The sequence below is a fragment of the Cellvibrio sp. ARAG 10.3 genome (genome assembly GCF_051846955.1).
Taxonomy (GTDB): domain Bacteria; phylum Pseudomonadota; class Gammaproteobacteria; order Pseudomonadales; family Cellvibrionaceae; genus Cellvibrio.
This window is the reverse complement of sequence record NZ_JBPYCU010000013.1, coordinates 115,517-136,307: the sequence shown is the minus strand read 5'-3', so window position 1 is coordinate 136,307 and position 20,791 is coordinate 115,517. Positions and strand designations below refer to the sequence as shown.

At 53.9% G+C, this 20,791-nt stretch carries 15 protein-coding genes; 10 read left to right on the top strand and 5 right to left on the bottom strand.

Annotated elements, in window-relative coordinates:
- Both pbpC and ACSV5M_RS16040 read left to right on the top strand, forming a co-directional pair.
- A partial coding sequence (pbpC, locus tag ACSV5M_RS16045) for a penicillin-binding protein 1C (RefSeq protein ID WP_439177335.1) occupies positions 1 to 2,452 on the top strand: 2,452 nt, incomplete at its 5' end.
- A gap of 224 nt (positions 2,453 to 2,676) precedes the next feature.
- Complete coding sequence (locus ACSV5M_RS16040) at positions 2,677 to 3,579, top strand: YihY/virulence factor BrkB family protein (protein ID WP_439177337.1); 903 nt, start codon at positions 2,677 to 2,679, stop codon at positions 3,577 to 3,579.
- 18 nt (positions 3,580 to 3,597) lie between these two features.
- Here ACSV5M_RS16040 and ACSV5M_RS16035 read toward each other — a convergent pair whose 3' ends face one another.
- Together ACSV5M_RS16035 and ACSV5M_RS16030 are read right to left on the bottom strand one after the other, a co-directional pair.
- The gene (locus tag ACSV5M_RS16035; RefSeq protein WP_439177334.1) at positions 3,598 to 4,698 is read right to left on the bottom strand and encodes a mechanosensitive ion channel family protein; all 1,101 of its coding nucleotides are present in this window, start codon (positions 4,696 to 4,698) and stop codon (positions 3,598 to 3,600) included.
- A 188-nt stretch (positions 4,699 to 4,886) separates the two neighbouring features.
- On the bottom strand, positions 4,887 to 5,579 hold the full coding sequence (locus ACSV5M_RS16030; protein ID WP_439177333.1) for an OmpA family protein: 693 nt from the start codon (positions 5,577 to 5,579) through the stop codon (positions 4,887 to 4,889).
- Positions 5,580 to 5,768: 189 nt separating this feature from the next.
- Here ACSV5M_RS16030 and ACSV5M_RS16025 point away from each other — a divergent pair, with 189 nt between their 5' ends.
- The 3 genes from ACSV5M_RS16025 (at position 5,769) to ACSV5M_RS16015 (ending at position 9,161) form a co-directional block, all read left to right on the top strand.
- Entirely contained in the window at positions 5,769 to 6,395 is a 627-nt protein-coding gene (locus tag ACSV5M_RS16025) for a DUF2799 domain-containing protein (RefSeq protein WP_439177331.1), read from the top strand.
- Positions 6,396 to 6,415: 20 nt separating this feature from the next.
- Positions 6,416 to 7,642: a dicarboxylate/amino acid:cation symporter gene (locus ACSV5M_RS16020; RefSeq protein WP_439177329.1), complete on the top strand. Its 1,227-nt coding sequence runs from the start codon at positions 6,416 to 6,418 to the stop codon at positions 7,640 to 7,642.
- Positions 7,643 to 7,802: 160 nt separating this feature from the next.
- Complete coding sequence (locus ACSV5M_RS16015) at positions 7,803 to 9,161, top strand: MATE family efflux transporter (protein ID WP_439177328.1); 1,359 nt, start codon at positions 7,803 to 7,805, stop codon at positions 9,159 to 9,161.
- Between the two features lie 176 nt (positions 9,162 to 9,337).
- On the opposite strand, the gene ACSV5M_RS16010 is transcribed toward ACSV5M_RS16015, so the two are convergent.
- Genes ACSV5M_RS16010 through ACSV5M_RS16000 form a run of 3 tightly spaced genes read right to left on the bottom strand, consistent with a single transcriptional unit; the run spans position 9,338 to position 10,944 of the window.
- Positions 9,338 to 9,691 carry a DMT family protein gene (locus ACSV5M_RS16010; protein WP_439177326.1) on the bottom strand — a complete coding sequence of 118 codons (354 nt, stop codon included), beginning with the start codon at positions 9,689 to 9,691 and terminating at the stop codon, positions 9,338 to 9,340.
- Between the two features lie 21 nt (positions 9,692 to 9,712).
- A complete protein-coding gene (locus tag ACSV5M_RS16005; RefSeq protein ID WP_439177324.1) occupies positions 9,713 to 10,078 on the bottom strand; it encodes a hypothetical protein in 366 nt (121 codons plus the stop codon).
- A gap of 23 nt (positions 10,079 to 10,101) precedes the next feature.
- Entirely contained in the window at positions 10,102 to 10,944 is an 843-nt protein-coding gene (locus ACSV5M_RS16000) for a 23S rRNA (adenine(2030)-N(6))-methyltransferase RlmJ (protein WP_439177322.1), read from the bottom strand.
- A gap of 321 nt (positions 10,945 to 11,265) precedes the next feature.
- Here ACSV5M_RS16000 and ACSV5M_RS15995 point away from each other — a divergent pair, with 321 nt between their 5' ends.
- The 5 genes from ACSV5M_RS15995 to ACSV5M_RS15975 all read left to right on the top strand — a co-directional run bounded on the left by ACSV5M_RS15995 (position 11,266) and on the right by ACSV5M_RS15975 (position 20,616).
- Positions 11,266 to 12,963, top strand: coding sequence for an autotransporter assembly complex protein TamA (locus ACSV5M_RS15995; RefSeq protein WP_439177321.1), 1,698 nt, complete (start codon positions 11,266 to 11,268; stop codon positions 12,961 to 12,963).
- Positions 12,960 to 16,667 (top strand): translocation/assembly module TamB domain-containing protein, encoded by a 3,708-nt coding sequence (locus ACSV5M_RS15990; RefSeq protein ID WP_439177319.1) that lies wholly within the window; start codon positions 12,960 to 12,962, stop codon positions 16,665 to 16,667. Before ACSV5M_RS15995 ends, ACSV5M_RS15990 begins: the two co-directional genes overlap by 4 nt.
- 168 nt (positions 16,668 to 16,835) lie before the next feature.
- Positions 16,836 to 18,317 (top strand): MFS transporter, encoded by a 1,482-nt coding sequence (locus ACSV5M_RS15985; RefSeq protein WP_439177317.1) that lies wholly within the window; start codon positions 16,836 to 16,838, stop codon positions 18,315 to 18,317.
- Between the two features lie 14 nt (positions 18,318 to 18,331).
- Positions 18,332 to 19,342, top strand: a complete 1,011-nt coding sequence (locus ACSV5M_RS15980) for a glycoside hydrolase family 43 protein (RefSeq protein ID WP_439177316.1) — start codon at positions 18,332 to 18,334, stop codon at positions 19,340 to 19,342.
- Positions 19,343 to 19,656: 314 nt separating this feature from the next.
- A complete protein-coding gene (locus ACSV5M_RS15975) occupies positions 19,657 to 20,616 on the top strand; it encodes a glycoside hydrolase family 43 protein (protein WP_439177315.1) in 960 nt (319 codons plus the stop codon).
- Positions 20,617 to 20,791 lie beyond the last annotated feature (175 nt).

Here is a 20,791-nt window from a genome sequence, read left to right as displayed (position 1 = left end):
TCAAGCATCAAACAGCATACTCACCACAAGCGGCCTGATGGGTTGCTTGTGGTGGTATCGGAGAGATGGTATCTACGCTGATTGTGCGGAAAAGCGATTGATGAAGCAGGCTTTGGGTTTTCGAATATTGGTCATCGCGGCATTGGTTCTGGTGGCGATGTTGGTTTTGCAGTTTGCGCCCTTGCCAGAGAAATTGAGCCGCGTGAGCTATGCCAGGATATTGCTGGATCGTAATGGTCAGCTGCTCGGCGCGAGTATTGCCAGCGATCAGCAATGGCGCTTCGCGCCGGTGGATAAGCTGCCGGAAAAATACGTGCAAGCCTTGTTGCTGTTTGAAGACCGTCGCTTTTACCAACACCCCGGCGTCGATCCCGTGGCAATTGCGCGCGCTGCCTGGGGTAATCTGCGCGAAGGACGCGTCACCAGCGGCGGTAGTACCATCACCATGCAGCTGGCGCGTATGCTGCGCGACGAACCGCCGCGTACGCTCACCAGTAAGATGATTGAAGCGTTGCGCGCACTGCAATTGGAATGGCGTTTTACCAAAGATGAATTATTGATTCACTACGCCAGTCACGCGCCTTTTGGTGGCAACATTGTCGGTTTGCGCGCGGCGGCCTGGCGATATTTTGGCCGCGCGCCGGAGGAATTATCCTGGGCCGAATCCGCTTTGCTTGCCGTTTTACCCAACAGCCCGGCCTTGATTCATCCGGGGCGTCAGCGGGATGTGTTACAAACAAAACGTAACCGTTTATTGCAACGTTTACATGCGCAAAAAAAATTATCAGCACTGGACCTGGAGCTGGCGCTGCTTGAACCCCTGCCAGAAAAACCGCAACCCTTGCCGCAAGCGGCGCCGCATTTGCTCTCGACATTGACACAACAATTTCCACATAACGCTGTGTTGCACTCAACGCTGGATGCGCCGTTGCAACAGCATGTCCAGCACGTTGTTCAGCGTCACAGTCGGCGCCTGGCGAATGAAGGGGCGAATAATATTGCGGTGTTATTGATTGATCATCAGGCCATGGCGGTGCGCGCCTACATCGGCAATCAGGCATGGCAAGATGAACAGCGTTATGCGCCGCACGTGGATATTATCCAGCGCCCACGATCCACCGGCAGTATTTTAAAACCGGTGTTATACGGATTGATGTTGCAGGATGGCGAATTGTTGCCGACCACCCTGGTGTCTGACATCCCCACACAATTCGCCGGCTATAAACCACAAAATTATGATCGCCAATATCGCGGCGCAGTGCCCGCTCATTACGCGCTGGCCCATTCACTGAATGTGCCAGCGGTGCGTATGTTGCGCGAGTACGGTATCAGCCGTTTTCATCATCACTTGCAGGCACTGGGGATGACTACGTTATTTCGTGCGGCGGATGATTATGGTCTGACATTAATTCTTGGCGGTGCCGAGGGCACACTGTGGGAACTCACGGGTATTTACGCGCGCATGGTCGCCAGTGCCCGCGACGGAGCGGATGCTACGCATTCCGCGGTGCGTCTGTTGCGTGATGAGCCGGCGGCATCCGCATCGCCCGCCGTATTGGATCAAGGCGCTGCCTGGCTAACCTTGCAGGCGATGGTAGAAGTGGTGCGGCCCGGCAATGAAAATTTATGGCGGGATTTTTCCGGCAGCCAGACAATCGCCTGGAAAACCGGTACCAGTTATGGTCTGCGCGATGCCTGGGCCATCGGCAGTAACGGCCGTTACACGCTGGGTGTATGGGTAGGTAATGCCGGCGGTGAAGCCGCGAGTTTTTTAAGCGGACAAACCAGCGCGGCGCCAATTTTATTTGACGTATTTGATCGCGTCGGTGCGAGCAGTTGGTTTGATCGACCGTTGCACGCGTTGAAGACGGTCAGTGTGTGTCGCAACGGCGGTTACCTCGCCGGCGGCCAGTGCGCCGCCCAGGATATTCTGATTCCCGTCGATAGCCATTTTCAGCAAGTCACGCCGTTTCATCGGCGTGTGCATCTGGATAACACTGGCCAATTTCGTGTACACAGCCGGTGCGAATCGGTTAACCATATGCAAGCGGTGGAGTGGTTTGTCCTGCCGCCGGCGCAGGAATTTTTTTGGCGGCAATACCACAGTGATTATCGCAGCTTACCGCCCTGGCGCCCGGATTGTTTGGCCGAACGCGGTGAGGTGGATGATGACCAGCCTATGGATTTGCTGTATCCCCACGAAGGCAGCCGGGTTTATATTCCGGTTGATCTGGATGGTCGCCGCAGCCGCGTCATATTGCAAGCGGTACACCGCCAGCCACAGACGATTCTGTACTGGCATCTGGATGATAATTTTTTGGGAGAAACCAATACCTTCCACGAACAAAGCGTGTCGCTGGAACCTGGCTGGCACAAATTGTTATTGATCGACCAACAGGGTTATCGGCTGGAACGCTGGTTTCAGGTGTTGGGCAATACGCCGACAAAATAAAAGAAACCATAAAAAAATGAGAAGGGCACAGCCCTTTTTTACAACGCGTCTTTGTAATTCTGACAAGAATTGCCTCGCTCCTGAAGATTTACCTCGTAAAATACGCGCTTCGTTTGTCGTTCGAATAATGGAATAAAAAATGCAACCCGCATTATCTGCAATAGTTTTGCGATGTATGATCTGGTGACAAAACGGATTGGAGTAAGGTGATAATTGTGCGGCATATGAAAAGCATGGGCAGTCTATTAAAAGAAACCTTCACCCAATGGATCAATCGCGATCCGTTTCGTAACAGCACGGTAATAGCCTACTACACCATTTTTTCATTGCCTGGGTTGCTTATCATCATTATTAACCTGACCGGTTATTTTTTTGAGCAACAGGCCGTCAGTGACGAAATCGATCAGCAAATTCGCGCGCTGGTTGGCAATAAAGCTGCGCAAGATGTGCAGACAATTGTGTCCAACGCCAGCGAGAGCAGCGGCTTTACCCTCTCATCCATCATCAGTCTGGCCACTTTGTTGTTTGGTGCAACGGGGGTGTTTTACCAGCTGCAGCAAACCCTGAATTTGATGTGGGAAGTTAAACCCCAACCCAAACGCAAATTGCTCAAGCTGGTGATGGACCGCTTGTTCTCGTTTGGATTGATTCTGGTGGTGGGCTTTCTATTACTGGTGTCGCTGGTGTTGTCCACCGTGTTGAGCATGATCAGTAACTGGGTTGCGGCATATTTTTCCGACTCACTCAATATTGTTTTTCGTCTGCTCGACATCAGTGTTTCTTTGAGTGTTATTACCTTGTTATTCGCCGCTATCTATAAATTCCTGCCCGATGCGGAGATCGAATGGCGCGATGTCTGGATCGGTGCGCTGGTCACCTCTTTGTTATTTGTACTCGCCAAGTTCGCCTTGGGACTTTATTTTGCCTACAGTGATCCGGGCTCTACCTATGGCGCGGCAGGCAGTATTATCCTGATCATGCTTTGGGTGTCTTATGCGGGCATGATTCTATTTTTTGGTGCGGAATTTACGCGGGTTTATGCACGGCACCATGGTCGCCGGATTGTACCTTCGGATTATGCCGTGTCCACGGCAGCTGAAGCAAAGCATCCTGATTCACAACCTTGAATGCGTTCTCTTGGTCGGTTATTTCAATAATGTGGTTTTTCCCTCGCCCAGATTGGATCTTTCCGCTTGCGCATTAAGCGCACGAATCTCTGCGGTCAGTTCCCCTTCCGCCGGTGTGCACGAGGCTGCTTCACGCACATGTTGTTCATCTGCTGGCGGTGATGTTTCAGGTAATTGCCTGTTTGTTTGATCCGCTTTACCGGGTATTGTGGTGACCTGGATGCCCTGTGGAAAAATGACTTCGCGCGCGTCATCTGGCATGGAGATCCCATGCACGGTAAACGCGTGTTTGATAAGCCGGATGATGGCGGATTTCACCTTAAGGATACTGTGCGCATTGCTATCGACCCAAAAATAAATCCGCATGTTCACAGTGGATGCTGACAATTGCTCTGCGAGCACCATGGGTTCCGGTTGTTGCAATACGGCGGAGTGCGCAAGTAACTGCTGCATGGCAATCTCCTGTGCCCGTGAAATGCTGGCGTCGTAGCCAATACCGACGGCAAAATCGAGCCGCATACCGGGGTTCGCCGAAAAATTGGTGATGGGTTCTTTATAAATGATGGTGTTGGGAATTTGTACATGGTTTCCTTCAAGTGTCATTAATATTGTGCCACGCGTTGTTACGGATTGAACCACGCCGGTGTAATCAAGCACCTTGATGGTCTCACCCAACTTGAATGGCCTTTGCAAACTGATCAGGATGCTGGCGAGAAAGTTTTCGGCAATGTCGCGAAACGCGAAGCCGATAACCAGGCCCAGCAATCCGGTACCACCGATAACCGTCGCTGCGAGATTACCCAGCCCGGTAATACTTAAAATGAGAAAGATACCCATCAGTAGCACCGGTAAAGCAAAAAGCCGGGCCACCAAGCGGCTCAGCATCAGGCTATTCAAACGCTGACTCAGGATGCCAAAGACCCAACGGGATATTAACTTCGCCAGTAACCAGACCACCGCAGCGATCATCAGGCACGCCAATAGAGTGGGTAAGGCGTCACTAAATTTCTGAATGATTATCTGCCCCTCTTCAATGGCCGGCGCGATGCCGGGTATTTCATCTGTGGCGGTGGGAGCCTTGTCTTGCTGTGCGCCGGCAGGTAATGCGGTGCAGAACATAAGGAAATTCCGGACAGAATTCCTGATATGGTGCTGGATAAAAGCCATGCCGGTCTCCCTGTTATGATACTGAGTATTGCTTTCGGGTAGACCACACAAACGCCATTTTTCTCATCAGGATACGTCCTTGTCGTACATCTCCTTACCTGATGAAGAAAAATTCTTGCCTTGCGGGGCAGTTGTTTCGCTTAATCAAATTGCATTGAAACCACATTCGGTTGTGGATTCACAATTTCAATTTCCACGCGACGCTCCAGTGCGTAGGTATCGGCATTGTCCTGTGGCATCTTGGGGCGATTTGCACCGTGGGCGGTAATGCTGATGCGTGAATAATCCACACCAGCCAGCTCAAGGGCATCTTTCACCGAGATGGCGCGGTAGTGGGACAGGACTTCGTTATAATCTTCGGTGCCGCGTGGATCGGCGTAACCGTGTAGATGAATGTTTAAATGTTGGTGCTTGTTGAGGAAATCAGCGAGAATCTGCAATTGCTTTTCGCCCTGCGCAGTGAGGCTGTCTGATCCGGTCAGGAACAGGACTTGTAGTTGCAATTGGTCAAAGGTCTGTTGTTGCAGTTGTTCCAGCGCTGTACTACGTTCAATCAATTCAGTGTTCAAATGAGAAATGGTCATCTCTGCATCCGCCTGCGCCAGTTGGGCATTATCAAGTTGATCGGCTTTTTCAATTTGTTCACCCAGGTAAGCACCACCTATGGCGCCTACAAACAAACCGATGGGGCCACCGGCGATGGCGCCGAGGATACCCGCGGTGGTAAACACCGTCGCTTGTTTGACATCGGTTTTGACATCGTCAGCCTGTGCGGCCAACGGCAGGGTGGCAGACGAGATGAGAGCCATGGATAATGCGATTGCTTTTTTCATGATTGCGATCCTTTATGTAAGTGCGTAAGGGGTATAAGTGTTTAAGGAAAATGTGTTCTTGACGATGGTTAGTAAACCGCAGGAAAAAGGCACGTCCGTGGCGAGAAAAAGGAAAAGCGCTGATGAATTATGGCGAATTGTGGCAGGCGGTTCAGGCGCGCTGCCCGACTACGTACTCAGAGAAAACCCATGACAAAAAAGATAAGTATGATGATCGCGCTGTTGCTTATGACCGGATGTGCAACCCTGAGCAAAGACGAATGTTTAAACGCGGACTGGTATATGATCGGTTTTGAAGATGCCAGCAACGGTTACGCACTGGATCGTATCGGACAACACCGCAAAGCCTGCGCCTCGGTCAAGGTCGTACCGGATATGACGACCTACGAAGAAGGCCATCGTAAGGGGGCGCGGCAATATTGCACCCGCGAACGCGGTTACAGTGAGGGTGCGCGCGGCAATGCCTATCGCGGTATTTGTCCGCTGGATCTGGTCGATACCTTTATGCAAGCGTATCGCGATGGACAGGATCGCTATCAGGTAAAAAAGCAACTCGACGACATAGCGATGGACATGGTTTCCATCAGGCACCGGATTGAGGAAATTGATGCGGACATTGCCTACCACGAAGGTGAAATTATCAGCGAGCAAAGCGATTCTGACGCGCGCGCGGAACATCTACGCATTATTCGTGAACTGCGTTACGAACTGAGTGGCTTGCAGATTGAACTGGTGAATATGGAGGAACACCATTACCGGCTGGAGGGTGATTACCATCACCTGCTGAATCAGCACCGCCGCCAGGGTTATCAATAAGATTTTCATCGGGACGTTTCATGCCAGGTATTAATGTTCAGATTTTAGTTGCTGCCGTGCTCGGCATTCTCCTGGGCTGGTGGGTCAGCGGGCTCGCTGATACCTCGGCTACGCGTGACCTGGTGCTTTATACCAGTGGCATTGTCGGCGGTATTTTTATTGACTTGCTCAAGATGGTGTTGATCCCTCTGGTGTTCACATCGATCGCGGTGGGCATTGCGAATTTGCAGGCGCATCACCAGGTGCACCGCGTATGGACGACCACGCTGGGTTATTTTGCGGTGTCCACCAGCCTTGCGATGTTACTTGCATTAACAGTCGCGAATATTTTCAAGCCGGGTGCCGGGCTGGAGTTATCCTTATTCAAGGATGCGATGGAAAATTTCGAAGCCAACCAATTAACCATGGCAGAATTTTTCGTTCATTTTTTTCACAATCTGTTTATGAATCCATTCGCGGCCCTTGCGCAAGCAAAGGTGTTGCCGGTGGTTATCTTTGCGTTATTTATCGGCATTGCGCTGGTTATCGGCGGTGAACGCTATCGCAATATTCTGAACCTGTTGCAGGAATTTCTTGAGCTGATCATGCGCATTGTGCGTTGGATTATGGTGCTGGCGCCGCTCGGTATCCTGGCGCTGTTGATCAAACTGGTGGGCACGCAGGATGTCATGCTATTAAAAACCGTGACGGGTTTTATCGCACTGGTGTTTGGTACGACCCTGATTCACGGATTGGTGGTTTTACCCTTGCTGTTATTTATTATTACGCGCAAATCACCGCTCTGGTTTCTGCGCGGCGCGCGCGATGCCATGGTCACCGCCTTTGCCACCAGTTCCAGCACAGCGAGCTTGCCGGTCACCTTGCGTTGCGCTGAGGAACAACTCCATGTCCGGCGCGACATCGCCGGTTTTGTCATTCCCCTGGGCGCAACGGTGAATATGGATGGCACCGCACTCTATGAAGCCGCCGCCGCTTTATTTGTTGCCAACCTCGTCGGAATTGAACTCAGTCTTGCACAACAACTGGTGATTTTTTTCACCGCCATGATTGCTTCCATGGGCGCGCCGGGTATTCCCAGCGCAGGCATGGTCACCATGATCATGGTGTTGCAATCCGTCGGCCTGCCTGCGGAAGCGGTTGCCATTTTGCTTCCCATTGATCGGTTGCTCGACACCGTGCGCACAGCGGTCAATGTGGAAGGCGATATGGTCGGCAGTTTGGTCGTGCAGCATGTGACGGATCGTTAACCGGATTACGCAGGATTTTCTTTCGGCGCTTTACCGCTAAAGAAATGTAAATTCCTCTGCCTTGCGTGGATTCCCCATGCGCTTATTATTCCAACCTCTATAATAGGCGCGACTTTCTATAAAAGCGTGACTTTTCCTCAATCCGTTTCCCGGAGCCGTTGTGACCCTGCCTAAAACCCCCAAAACTTTCTGGCTCAGTGTGCTGGTATTGGCCCTGCCGGTGGCTGCGCAGATGTTGTTGCAGTCCATGCTCGGCATGGCCGATGTCATCATGGTGGGCGGTTTGGGGCCGCAGGCGATTGCGGCGGTGGGGCTGGCGGCGAAGATCCATTTTTTATTGCTGGTATTGATGAGTGGCCTGGCGACCGGTTGCAGTGTGCTGGTGGCGCAGTACACGGGCGCGCGGGATTTCCCCAGTTGCCAACGCACCGTGTCGGTGACCTTGTTTGTCGGTATGGTGGTGATGCTGCCGTTCACCCTGGCTTTCGCATTTGCCGCACCCATCTGGGTAAACTGGATTAACCCGGACCCGCAGGTAGCCGCACTGGCTGCACAATATTTACAAATCACCGCACCGGTCTTGTTGTTGACGCAAGTGATCGTGATCTTCGAAGCATCGCTGCGCGCGTTGGGCAATACCACCATGCCGCTGATAGCCGGCGTGATTGCGGCGATTGTGAATATCACCCTGAACTACGCCTTGATCTTCGGCCACTGGGGCTTTCCGGCGCTGGGTGTTGCCGGTGCGGCCTGGGCAACCCTGGCGGCGCGCGCACTGCAACTGGGTTTTATGCTCAGCTATTTGTACCTCACCAGACACGGCTTCGCCCTGACCTTTGCGCAATTACGCGCGGGCGTCGACAAAGAACATATCCTGCGTTACAGCGTATTTGCCTTACCGTTGGTAGCGAATTATGCGATATGGGCCGTGGGCAATTCGGCTTACCACGTTATTACCGGCTTCGCCGGCACCGAAGCGCTGGCCGTGATGGGCGTTATCGTTCCGCTGGAAAGTGCATTTTTTGCTTTGTTTGTGGGGCTGGCCAACGCATCGGCCGTATTGGTGGGCCGCGCGCTGGGCGCCGACGACACCGCCGAAGCCTGGCGACTCTACCGCTTCTTTGATCGCCTCACCCTCGGGCTGGTCATTTTCTTCAGCCTCGCCCTCTGGTTTGCACGGCCGTATATTCTGTTGGTGTTTGATCAACTGGATGAAAAATCCACGGTATTGCTGATGAACACCCTCGGCGTTTTCTGCGCACTGGTGTGGCTGAAAATTCTCAACATGATTCGCATCATCGGCGTACTTCGTGCCGGCGGTGACAATCGTTTTTGTTTGATCACCGACACGGTCGTCATGTGGGTATTCGGCCTGCCCATATACGCGGCAGCCGTGTTCTTTGGCAACTACTGGTTCGTTATTTTGTACGCACTCATGTTCCTGGAAGACGGCCTGAAATTTTTACCCGTTATCCGCCGTATCCGCACCCGCAAATGGATCAAAAACCTCACAACTTAATATTTTTAGGTGCACTTATTCTTTCAATAATTCAGTTTCTTGGCACATTGTTCGGAGATGGTGCGGGGAAGGGGTTGTGAGACCATCACCGACATGGATGTCGGTGATGAGCCCCCATGGACGGGTTCACGGCGTGTCTCACAACCCCTTCCCCGCACCATCCGGCACGCTCAAAATTACCCAGTAAACTTATCCCGAAACATAAAAAACACCGCCCCCAACAAACACAACCCCGCCCACAAATAATCCAGCTTCAACGGCTCCTTCATGTAATACACCGCAAAAGGCACAAACACACTCAACGTAATCACTTCCTGCATAATCTTGAGCTGCCCGACGTTCATAACCGTGTAACCAATCCGGTTCGCCGGTACCTGCAAAAGGTATTCAAACAACGCGATACCCCAGCTCACCAATGCCGCGATGATCCAGGGTTTTTGATTCAATTCTTTCAGATGCGCATACCAGGCAAAGGTCATGAATACATTACTGCACGTCAACAGACAGATCGTGGTCAAAGTGGCCTGCACGATAAAACCTCAAGAAAAAATTTAATGAGTTGCGGACGCGAGCGCGGTGCTTTTTTCAGCGCGTGCGCCCAACCAGTAAGACGCAGGCACACTGCCCAGCCAGGAGATAACGAAAGCAATCTTGGCGGTAGTCAGCCAGGGATTGTCAGCGGCGAGGGCCTTGTTGATGGCTGAGCGAATCGACACCATATCGGCGGGAATCTGGCCGTTGACGATGCGCTCGGCGATGACCTGCGCAACATCCATCACGTAGTACATGATGTAACCGACGGCGAGGGTGGCGGGCAGAGCGAAGAGTAACACCAGCCAATAGCGCTTCATTAAAAAAAATCCTGCGCCGGGGTACACCAGCCCGGAGAAAAGCGCGGCTTTCAGGGAAAGTTTCATGGATCACCTGCTGACAAAGGAATTTATTCCGGTACCACTTGCACTTGACGATAGTGACCCTCGCCCGGCTTTGCAAGCTGGTCGGCGAGGTAGGGCAAGGCAGCTTCCATCTCCGCCCACAGGGTCCAGGGTGGATTGATTACGATCATTCCGCTGGCGCTCATACCGTAGTCGGGATGATCCGGCGCAATGCCGAATTCGAACAATTGAATATTGCGAATGCCGCTTTTTTGCAGCGCCCTTTCCATCTCGTCAATGCGCTGGCGCAACACTACCGGGTACCAGATCAGGTAGGTGCCGGTAGCGAAACGTTGATGAGCGCTGATGACCTGCCTGACCAGATGCTGGTAATCGCTCTTGATTTCGTAGGAGGGATCGATCAACACCAGACCGCGCCGGTCCGGTGGCGGCAGCAGTGCTTGCAACCCCTGGAAGCCGTCTTCCTCGATAATCTTGACGCGCGGATCTTTACCGATGGCGTCGCGCAGCAAACGGCAATCGGTACTGTGCAATTCGTGTAAAAACAAGCGGTCTTGCGGACGCAGCAGCGCCTGGGCCAGCAACGGCGAGCCAGGGTAATGGGCGAGCGTTTGCTCGGCATTAAAGGCTTGAACGGCTTTTACGTAAGTGGCGAGCAATGGCGGCAAATCCGCCTTTTGCCACAATTGGCCGATTCCGTTGTCATACTCACGATTCCTGATGGGCTGGTGTCCACCAAAGTGGTAACCGCCGGCACCGGCATGGGTATCGATAATCCGGAGCGGTTTATCTTTTTGTTGTAGATAGGACAATGTGTGCAACCACACGCTGTGTTTAAGCACATCGGCAAAATTGCCAGCGTGAAAAGCATGACGATAACTGAGCATCGGGTTCCTGCCGGGCTGTTGGATCGGCGCTGAGTATAACGGTTAAACGCGGGTTTTACGCAGCAAAGGTTTTACAAAAAATAACACCTTCGCGGCGCGCGTGCTTTGAGGATATCCGTCAAGACGGTAAAGTAACGGCTATATTCAGGGTCGGTTGTCATCCCCGGAGGTGATGGCGTTCAACCACTGTATGCAGGGTTTTTTAATGGTTGTCAGGACCTTGTTGTAAATTGACTGTGTAGGATGTAAACCTTGCTGCGATTCCCCGTTAACCTATTGATACCTGTCACACTGCTCGTCGCGTTCGGGGGGAGCCTGACTGTGGCCGCCCAGCCCAAGCCTAAGATCGAGATCAAGGGTGGGAGCGAAGCGCTGCGGGAAAACATCCGCCATTTTTTGCCGCTGTATGACGAGGCCTGTAATACACCACCCTGGCGGTTGCGTTCCCTGCTGCGCGAATCCGAACGCGAAATTGCTGCCGCCGGGCAAGCCCTGGGCTACTACCGCCTGACCTTTGAACATGAATTAACCCGCACCGATGACTGTTGGAATATGGTGGTTACGCTTACCCCCGGTGATCCGGTGCTGGTGCAGGAAGTGCGAATTGTCATCAGCGGTGATGGAGTCAGTGATCCGGCGTTTCAGCGCATTCAGGAAAAGCCTGATATCGCTAAAGGTGATCGGTTGAATCACGGCCGCTATGAAACCCTGAAAAATCGTTTCACTACCCTCGCGGCCAATCGCGGCTATTTTGACGGTAAGTTTCAGCACGCGCGGGTGGCAGTCAATGTCGGCGAGAATGCTGCCGTGGTGGAGTTGGTGTACGACACCGGGCCGCGCTATCGCATCGGGACTATCAACATTGAACAGGACATCCTCAACGATGGTTTTGTGCAGCGTTATATCGAATTCAAGGAGGGGGATTATTACAACGCGGAAGAGCTGCTTGAATTAAAAAGCCGGTACAACAACAGCAACTTTTTCAGCACTTCGACTATCGCGCCGGATTTGCAGAATCTTGAAGGCGAATCGGTCCCGATTAATATTTCACTGGAAGCGCGCAAACGCTACAGCTATTCCGTGGGTGCCGGTGTGGCGACGGACACCGGGCCGCGCTTGTTGTTTGGCTTTGAGGATCGCTATATCAGCCGTCGCGGTCACTCGCTCACTGCCGACCTCAGCTTGTCGGAAGTGACCTCGACCTTTGAAACGGCCTACAACATTCCCATGACCCGGCCGGCCGATGAATACCTCAAGGTGTATACCGGTTACGAGCGTACCAATACCGAGTCCAGTCGCAGTGACCTGTACAAGATCGGTAGCAGCTATACGCGCTTTGAGGACAACGACTGGTTGTATACCTACGCGTTGAACTACGAGCGTGAAGATTCGGTCGTGGGTAGTGAAGATGAAAAGCGCACGCACTTGATCATTCCGTCTGTCAGCATTTTTCGCACGGAGCATGATGGCAATATCAGTTATCCCCGGCGCGGTTGGAATTTATTGGCGCGCCTGTCGGGCTCGCCGGAAACCCTCGGCTCCAGTACCAGTTTTATACAACTCTACGGTCGGGCCAAATACATTTATCCCTTGGGTAAGGGGCGCTTGCTGTTGCGCACGGAAGCGGGTATGACCGAAGTCGACGAACTTACAGAATTACCTGCATCAGTACGTTTCTTTGCCGGTGGTGACGCCAGTGTGCGGGGTTATGACTATAAATCGCTCGGGCCGAAAAAAGACATTGAAGTGGACGGTGAGGTCGTCCGCGAAGTTGTCGGTGGTAACAACCTGCTGGTCACCAGCGTCGAATACGATTACCTGGTGCGCCCCAAATGGGCTGTTGCCGCATTTTACGATCAGGGTAATGCGGGCGATGATTTCGATTTTGATTTTGCGCGTAGCGTCGGCCTGGGTGTGCGGTGGATCTCGCCCATCGGTCCGGTGCGTGTCGATGTGGCCAAAGCCCTGGATGAAGGGCGCGGTTGGGCACTGCATTTAAGCATGGGGCCGGATCTATGATTCTCCGGTGGCTGAAGCGCATCATCCTCGGTGTTTTGCTGTTGGTATTGGCCAGCCTTGCATCCATCAGTGCGCTGGTGGCAACGGAAGGTGGCAGCCGCTGGGTGATTCGTAAGGTGGCGCAGTGGCTACCTGAACAGGTCGGCACTCTGGAGGTGGGAGAGCTGAAGGGTAATTTGCTCACCGGCCTGGATGTGACCTTCTTTGACTTTAAGCAGCGCCGCGATGGGCAGTTGCATCAACGTTATCGCGCAAAAGACGTGTCTTTTCGCTGGCAGCCGCTGGCCTTGCTGTACAGCGCGGTGTCGGTGCAGTCGCTGGAAGCAAAGGACATCAATATCATCTTGCCACCACCCACCGATGCGCCCCGGGCCGAGCCGTTTGAATGGCCCAGTTTTGCGCTGCCGGTGCGGATTGAACTGGGCGATGTACAGTTGCGCGATATTTATATCCAGCGCGGCCAACAGCCGCTGATTTACCTGCAAAGCATCAGCGGGTCACTCAGCCTCGGGACGTTTAATTTCCGCATGAATGAATTTGCGGTAATAACGCCGGGCTACGGCGCAGAGGTATCCGGGCGCATCGGTTTGCGTTTTCCTTATGCGGCCAATGTAAACGCCACATGGTATTACGACCTTCCGGCACGCGCAGCCGTTGACGAAGACCCCGTACGGTTTAGCGGCGCCGGCGATGTGCGCGGGGACATTCAGGAACTGGCTATTGAACATCAACTCGCGACTCCCTTTGTGGTTGCATCTGAGGGGACATTTCATCCCAACCTGGTGACCGAGGATGACCAGCCGCGCCAGTCGCCCCAGCTGATATTGCAAAATGAATGGCAGGACCAGACTTTATTGGCGCGCTGGTTTCCCGCCAATCTTGCTCCGCCGATCAGCAGTGCCACCCTGGATGTATCCGGTTGGTACGACAATTATCATGCGCGCCTCAAGGGCGAGGTTGCCCAGGAAGCCTGGGGTGACTTTGCCGTTCAGGCTGATGTGCGCGGCGACCTGAAACAGGTGGCTATCACCGACTTGACCCTGCAGCAAATCAACCTTGATGACAACGCTCTGGCGCCCCAGGCTGCGACCCTGAGCACCAGCGGCGCGGTGACCTGGCTGCCCGCAGTCAGCTGGGATCTGGCGGTGGAAGCGGAGCAACTGAACCCGGCCCACTATATGCCGGAATGGCCGGGTAATCTGCGCCTGGCATTGAAGACAACCGGCGGTTACGCAGCGGCAGCTGATCAGGCAGAAAAAAACCTCGCGGTGCGTGTGACCGAGCTGGCGCTGAATGGCCAGTTGCGCGGCCTTGAAGCTACCGGTCTTGGGGATGTCGGTTATGACGGCCAACGCTGGTTCAGCGACCAGTTGCGCCTCACCCTGGGGGCCAACCAGATTCACGTGTCCGGTAGCTACAGCGATCAGATTGATCTGCAATGGCAACTCAACGCGCCTTTGCTCACCCAGATCGATCCGCGTATTACCGGCACGCTATCCACTACCGGACGGTTGCAGGGCAACCTGACCGAGCCGCGTGTGGAAGCCACAGCCCAGGGCAAGGACCTGCAGTGGCAGGGGTATGCTGTCGACGAAGTGGATCTGCAACTGGAACGTACCGGCGCGGGCAACTATGCCCTGGCATTGACGGCGCAGGACCTGCACATCAATCAGCAGGAGATCGAGCAACTACAGCTTAAAGGCTCCGGCGACCTCGCGCGCCATCAGTTGCAAGCCGACCTGGATAGTGAAGCCCTGGGACGCTTGACCTTTGTATTGCAGAGTCAATACAGCGATGGCCAGTGGCGTGGCAAATTTGATTCACTGGAGATTGATACTGAACAGCTCCCTCGGTGGTGGTTAACCGGCAGTGAATGGATGCAGGTGGATGCACAGCAGGCAAGGATCGGCACACAGTGCTTGACCACCCGTGTGCGCTGGGGCAATGCCAACCGGGGCGAGGATGGCGGGGGCGAGGCGGTCGCTAACGATAACCAGGCGGGTGGCGAAATTCCGGCGGCTGACGATCCCTTCATTGAGACGCCACAGTTGTGCCTTCAGGGGCAGTGGCAGGCGCAGAGCGGGGTGCAATTGCAGGCTAGCCTGTTTGCAGCACCCTTGCGCCAGGCACGGCCTTGGCTAAAACCCGATGTCACCCTCGGCGGCGTAGTGGACGGCGAGCTGAATTTTCGCCTGGATACCACTCGACCCAATAAAACCTCCGCCTTTACCGGCATGACCGCAGCACTCACCCTGCAAACCCGCGACGGCGAGCTGCGCTACCAGTTCGCCGACGAAGAACCCAACATATACGCCTGGAACAGGGCGCAACTCACGGCTGACCTGAAAGACGACAAGCTTGACGGGTTATTCGTCATGGACTGGGCCAATTACGGCGATGTGCGGGCAACGACCCAAATTGATTTTGGGCAGGACAATATCACCGGAGAGATTACGGCGAACTTTACCAATCTGGCACCTCTGGAGGCGCTGATTCCATTGACGGATGATGTGCAGGGCCGCCTGGCAGCAGACGTACAGGTTAGCGGCAAGCTACAGCAACCGGACGTGATCGGCCAGTTGAACCTGGTGGATGGCGCCGCCAAGGTGCCACGCCTGGGGGTGGAATTGACGGCAGTGACGGCGCGCCTGCAAAGCCAGCGTGGCGGCAATATTGCTCTGCAAGCCTCGGCAACCTCCGGCCCCGGTCAGCTCCGCGTCACGGGTGACCTGAATAACCTGGGTAGTGAAGACTGGCAGCTGCAGGGCAATGTTACCGGCGAGAATTTCCAGGTGCTGCAACAGCAGCAGTTGAAGGCCAACATCAGTCCCCGCATTGATCTATCCGCCAGCGGCGAGGCCATCCGTATCCAGGGTGCCACCCGCATTCCCTATGCCCGGGCCGAGATAAAGGCACTGCCGGCCAACGCCACCCGGGTGTCCAGGGACGTTGTGATTATCGACGACGAGAACGGCGATGAAACGGTGGTGGCGGGTATCCCGGTATTCATCAATCTGGACCTGGAGATCGGCAATGATGTGCGTTTCAACGGCTTCGGCCTGGACAGCAAATTGGTGGGGAAAATCAACATCCTGCAATCACCGCCACGGGCGCTGCTGACTACCGGCTATGTCAGCGTGGTGGATGGGATCTACAAGGCCTACGGCCAGGAACTGGAGATAGAGCGCGGGCGGCTACTGTTTCAGGGGCCTTACGACAACCCTGGCCTGGATATCCTCGCGGTGCGGGAGACGCCCGAATACACAGTTGAGCTGCAGATCGATGGCACACTGCAACAACCTAACAGCCAGATTAGGGACAGAGAAGGTGATTTAAATGACAGCCAGGCCATGGCCATCCTGCTCACCGGCAAGCCGCTGTCGGAGGCTTCCGCTGCCGATGCCTACATGTTACTCAGCGCTGTCAGCGGGCTGGGCATGAGCAGTGGGCCGGGTATCCAGGAGGAAATTGCGCGCACCTTGCATGTCGATGAACTCACCATCCGATCCGATGAAGGGCTGGAACAAAGCTCCCTCTCGGTCGGTAAATACCTCAGTCCCCGCCTGTTTGTGCGCTATGTGGTCGGCCTGTTTGATCAGGCCTTCAGTGTGGAGATGGAATACCAAATGACCGACCGTTTGCGTCTTGAAGCCACATCCGGTGAGGCACAGAGCATAGATATGGTCTATAAGATTGAGCGTTGACACGCGTAAAAAGCCCACCTGGATAGCTTCACCACTGGCATTCTCGTATATTTAAGGGTATGTTTGTCATCTAGACTATAAGTGGGTTGGTGCCAGCCCCCTTGACCGGTATCCCCGATACCCTTCAGCTCTATACAGCAGCTCCACAATACATAAGAAAACTGATCTATGACTACCAACTCGCAAAGACTGTCCGTGACAGAGAAGATTGGTTATAGCCTGGGTGACCTGGCGGCCAACCTGATCTTTCAAACCCTTGTTACTTTTATCGCCTTCTTCTACACCGATGTGTACGGCATCCCGCCGGCCCAGGCGGCCGCGATTACCGCTATTGGCGGTATTGTAGGTGCATTGTTTACACCGGTGATGGGGATTATTGCCGACCGCACCACGACCCGTTGGGGTAAATTCCGCCCCTGGGTATTGTGGACTGCCATTCCCTTTGGCGGCCTGGCCTTGCTGGCCTTTAGCACGCCCAACTTCAGTGAGGGCGGCAAGGTGGCTTACGCCTATGCTACTTACATCCTTTTGCTGCTGATCTATGCCGCAAACAACCTGCCGTATTCCGCTCTGAGCGGTGTGCTCACCGGCAGCATGGCTGACCGCAACAGCTTGTCGTCCTACCGTTTTGTGGCGGTGATGGTGGCGCAGTTTATTATCCAGGTGCTGCTGTTGCCGTTGGTATTGATCCTCGGCGGTGGCGACAAGGCGCTGGGCTTTGAAAAGGCGATGCTGTTCTTCTCGATAACCGGCACGATCTTTTTCATCATCACCTTCCTGACCACGCGCGAGCGGGTGCTGCCGGTGGTGGAATCGCGCAACACCGTGGGCCAGGACTTGTCGGACCTGGTCAGAAACCTGCCCTGGCTGGTGATGTTGATCGTGACCGTGCTGGTCTTTATCACCCTGCCCCTGAAAGGCGGTATGTATATCTACTACTTCCAGAATTACCTCAGCGAGCCACATCTGGCGAGCTTCCTGCAAAACGTTGGTTTTAACGGCTTTATTGCCGGCCTCAACAGCCTGCTGACCAGCCTGGGCCTGACCGAATTTGCCTGGCCGGAAGATGCGCCCACCTCGGCATTCAGCCTGTTTAACGCCTGCGGCATCATCATGATGATTATCGGTATCGGCTTCTCCAAACGCCTGGCGGATAAATTCGGCAAGCGCAATGTGTTTGGTGTGGCCTTGTTTATTTCGACGATTTTTATCGCGATCTTCTATTTCTTTTCGCCGGAGAGTATCGGTGTGGTGTTTCTCTCCCAGGTGCTGCACGGCTTCTTCTACGGCATCACCATTCCCCTGTTATGGGCGATGATTGCGGACGTGGCGGACTATTCGGAATGGAAGAACAACCGTCGCGCGACCGCTATTGTTTTTTCCGCGATGATCCTCGGCCTCAAGGGCGGCCTGACGATCGGCAGCTCGCTGGTGTCCGGCATCCTGGCCATGTACGGCTATAACGCGTCCCTGGTGGAGCAGGCCCCCGAGACCGTCGGCGGCATTCAAATGGCCGTCAGTATCTATGCCTCCTTGCCGTTCTTCCTGGCCGCGGGTTGCATGTTCTTTTACGCCATCAACAAACCCCTTGAACTCAAGATTGAAGCCGACCTGGCCGCGCGTCGCCTGGCCGGTGCTAAAACGCAATAACTGGAGAGCTAATCATGTCCGATGATAATCAGGATTATCAGGCCCTGGCCGCCAAGGCGATTTCACAGCCGTTGGTCACCCATATCTACACCGCTGACCCCTCGGCCCACGTATTTGACGGCAAGCTTTATATCTACCCGTCCCACGATATCGACGCGGGTATTCCATTCAACGACAACGGTGATCACTTCGGTATGGAGGATTACCACGTTCTGCGGATGGATGGCCCCGACAGCAAGGCGGAAGATTGCGGTGTAGCACTGCATGTGAAAGATGTACCTTGGGCCGAACGGCAAATGTGGGCACCGGATGCCGCCACCAAAGGCGGCAAGTATTACCTTTATTTCCCTGCCAAGCGTACCAATGGCCTGTTCCAGATTGGTGTAGCCATTGGCGACCACCCCGCCGGCCCCTTCAAAGCCGAACCGGAAGCTATCGAAGGCAGCTACTCCATCGACCCGGCAGTCTACCGGGACGATGATGGCGAACATTACATCTACTTCGGCGGTATCTGGGGCGGGCAATTGCAATGCTACCGCGACAATACCTACAGCCCGGATTATCAGGAACCTGCCGCCCACGAACCGGCTTTAGGTCCGCGCGTCGCACGGTTGTCTGCGGATATGAAACAGTTCGCCGAGACCCCGCGCGAGGTGGTGATTCTGGACGAACAGGGCAAGCCTTTATTAGCTGGCGACAACGCACGCCGCTACTTTGAAGGCCCGTGGATGCATAAGTACCAGGACAAGTATTACCTCTCTTACTCCACCGGTGACACCCACTTTTTGTGTTACGCCACCAGCGATAACCCCTACGGACCCTTCACCTACCAGGGCCAGATTCTCACCCCGGTAGTGGGCTGGACGACGCATCATTCGATTTGTGAGTTTGAAGGCAAATGGTATTTGTTCTACCACGACTCCATCTTGTCCGGCGGTGTGACACATCTGCGGTCGGTGAAGATGACGGAGTTGAAGTACGATGACCAAGGGCGGATTTTGACGATTGAGCCTTATCGGAAGTAGGTGAAGGTTGTAGCTCTGAATCCGTTTGGTGTTGGGGTGTTTGTTCCGAAAACGCATGAATACATCCTTGTAGCTCCCTCAAGTCGTCCCTGACTTGAGGGTTTCGGAACAAACACCCCAACACCAAACTCGCAACATATCCGCGGAAAAATTGTTGCAAGCACGTTAAGTATACAATGCTGTTCCCCTTTTTCCCTTTTTCCCTTTTTCCCTTTTTCCCTTTTTCCCCTTTTTTAACTTGATCCTTAACGTTCTTTTATTATATTGTAATACAATATTACTGATTAATAACCATAACGAGCAGGATCTAACCCATGTCTATTATCCGTTCTTTTGCGCGTCGCGCGCTCTTGCCCTTGATTCTGGTAGGGGCTCCCACCGTCCAGGCGGACAATCCGATCTTTAAAGATGTGCTTACCGCTGACCCGGCGGCGATGGTGCATGACGGTACCGTTTACCTGTACACCGGTCACGATGAGGCTAAAGACAACACGAAGTTTTATGAGATGCACAAATGGTTGGTGTTTTCGTCTACCGATATGGTGAATTGGCAGGAGCACGGGCCGAAGTTGTCGGTGAAGGATTTCAAGTGGGCCAAGGGTGATGCCTGGGCGGCGCATGTGATTGAGAGGGGCGGCAAGTTTTATTGGTATGTGACGGTGCGTCACGCGACCATCAATGGTTTTGCGATTGGTGTGGCGGTGGCTGACAGGCCGCTCGGGCCGTTTAAAGATGCCTTGGGTAAGGCACTGGTCAGCAACGACATGACCACCGATACCAACATTGATTGGGATGATCTCGACCCGGCGGCGTTTATCGATGATGACGGTCAGGCGTATTTGTTCTGGGGCAACACCAAGCCGCGTTATGCAAAGTTGAAAGACAACATGATTGAACTGGATGGGCCGATCCATTCCATTGAGGGGTTGCCGAATTTTACCGAGGCGCTTTGGGCGCATAAGCACGGCGAATATTACTACCTGACGTATGCCATGGGCTTTCCGGAAAAGATTGGTTATGCCATGAGCAAGAGCATCACGGGGCCTTGGGAGTACAAGGGCATCCTGAATGAGCTGGCGGGTAACTCCAATACCAACCATCAGTCCATCATTGAATTTAAAGGTCGTTCGTTCTTTATTTATCACACCGGCGGCCATGTGCCCGATGGCGGCAGCTTCCGGCGTTCGGTGGCGATTGATGATTTGCATTACAACCCGGACGGTACGATCAAGCGCATTGTTATGACGACGGAAGGCGTTGCACCGGTTAAGTAGTTTCTCTCTATTTTCTCCGCTGTTTCAATGTTTTTTTGTTTTGTTAGTTGGTGTTCGCAGTCGGTATTTCCACTGCATCTTCACTTCACGGCCAGCCCCCTCACTGGCCGTTTTTTTATATCTCGCTAGTGCGTCTTAATCCGCTTGCCATTAGGGCATGGATTTCGAAAACGCA

Coding starts and splice junctions, on each gene's coding strand:
- ACSV5M_RS15980 (WP_439177316.1), top strand. CDS start 18,332: ATGTCCGATGATAATCAGGATTATCAGGCCCTGGCCGCCAAGGCGATT.
- ACSV5M_RS16020 (WP_439177329.1), top strand. CDS start 6,416: ATGCCAGGTATTAATGTTCAGATTTTAGTTGCTGCCGTGCTCGGCATT.
- ACSV5M_RS16000 (WP_439177322.1), bottom strand. CDS start 10,944: ATGCTCAGTTATCGTCATGCTTTTCACGCTGGCAATTTTGCCGATGTG.
- ACSV5M_RS16030 (WP_439177333.1), bottom strand. CDS start 5,579: ATGAAAAAAGCAATCGCATTATCCATGGCTCTCATCTCGTCTGCCACC.
- ACSV5M_RS16005 (WP_439177324.1), bottom strand. CDS start 10,078: ATGAAACTTTCCCTGAAAGCCGCGCTTTTCTCCGGGCTGGTGTACCCC.
- ACSV5M_RS15975 (WP_439177315.1), top strand. CDS start 19,657: ATGTCTATTATCCGTTCTTTTGCGCGTCGCGCGCTCTTGCCCTTGATT.
- ACSV5M_RS16035 (WP_439177334.1), bottom strand. CDS start 4,698: ATGTTCTGCACCGCATTACCTGCCGGCGCACAGCAAGACAAGGCTCCC.
- ACSV5M_RS16040 (WP_439177337.1), top strand. CDS start 2,677: ATGAAAAGCATGGGCAGTCTATTAAAAGAAACCTTCACCCAATGGATC.
- ACSV5M_RS16025 (WP_439177331.1), top strand. CDS start 5,769: ATGACAAAAAAGATAAGTATGATGATCGCGCTGTTGCTTATGACCGGA.
- ACSV5M_RS15990 (WP_439177319.1), top strand. CDS start 12,960: ATGATTCTCCGGTGGCTGAAGCGCATCATCCTCGGTGTTTTGCTGTTG.
- ACSV5M_RS15985 (WP_439177317.1), top strand. CDS start 16,836: ATGACTACCAACTCGCAAAGACTGTCCGTGACAGAGAAGATTGGTTAT.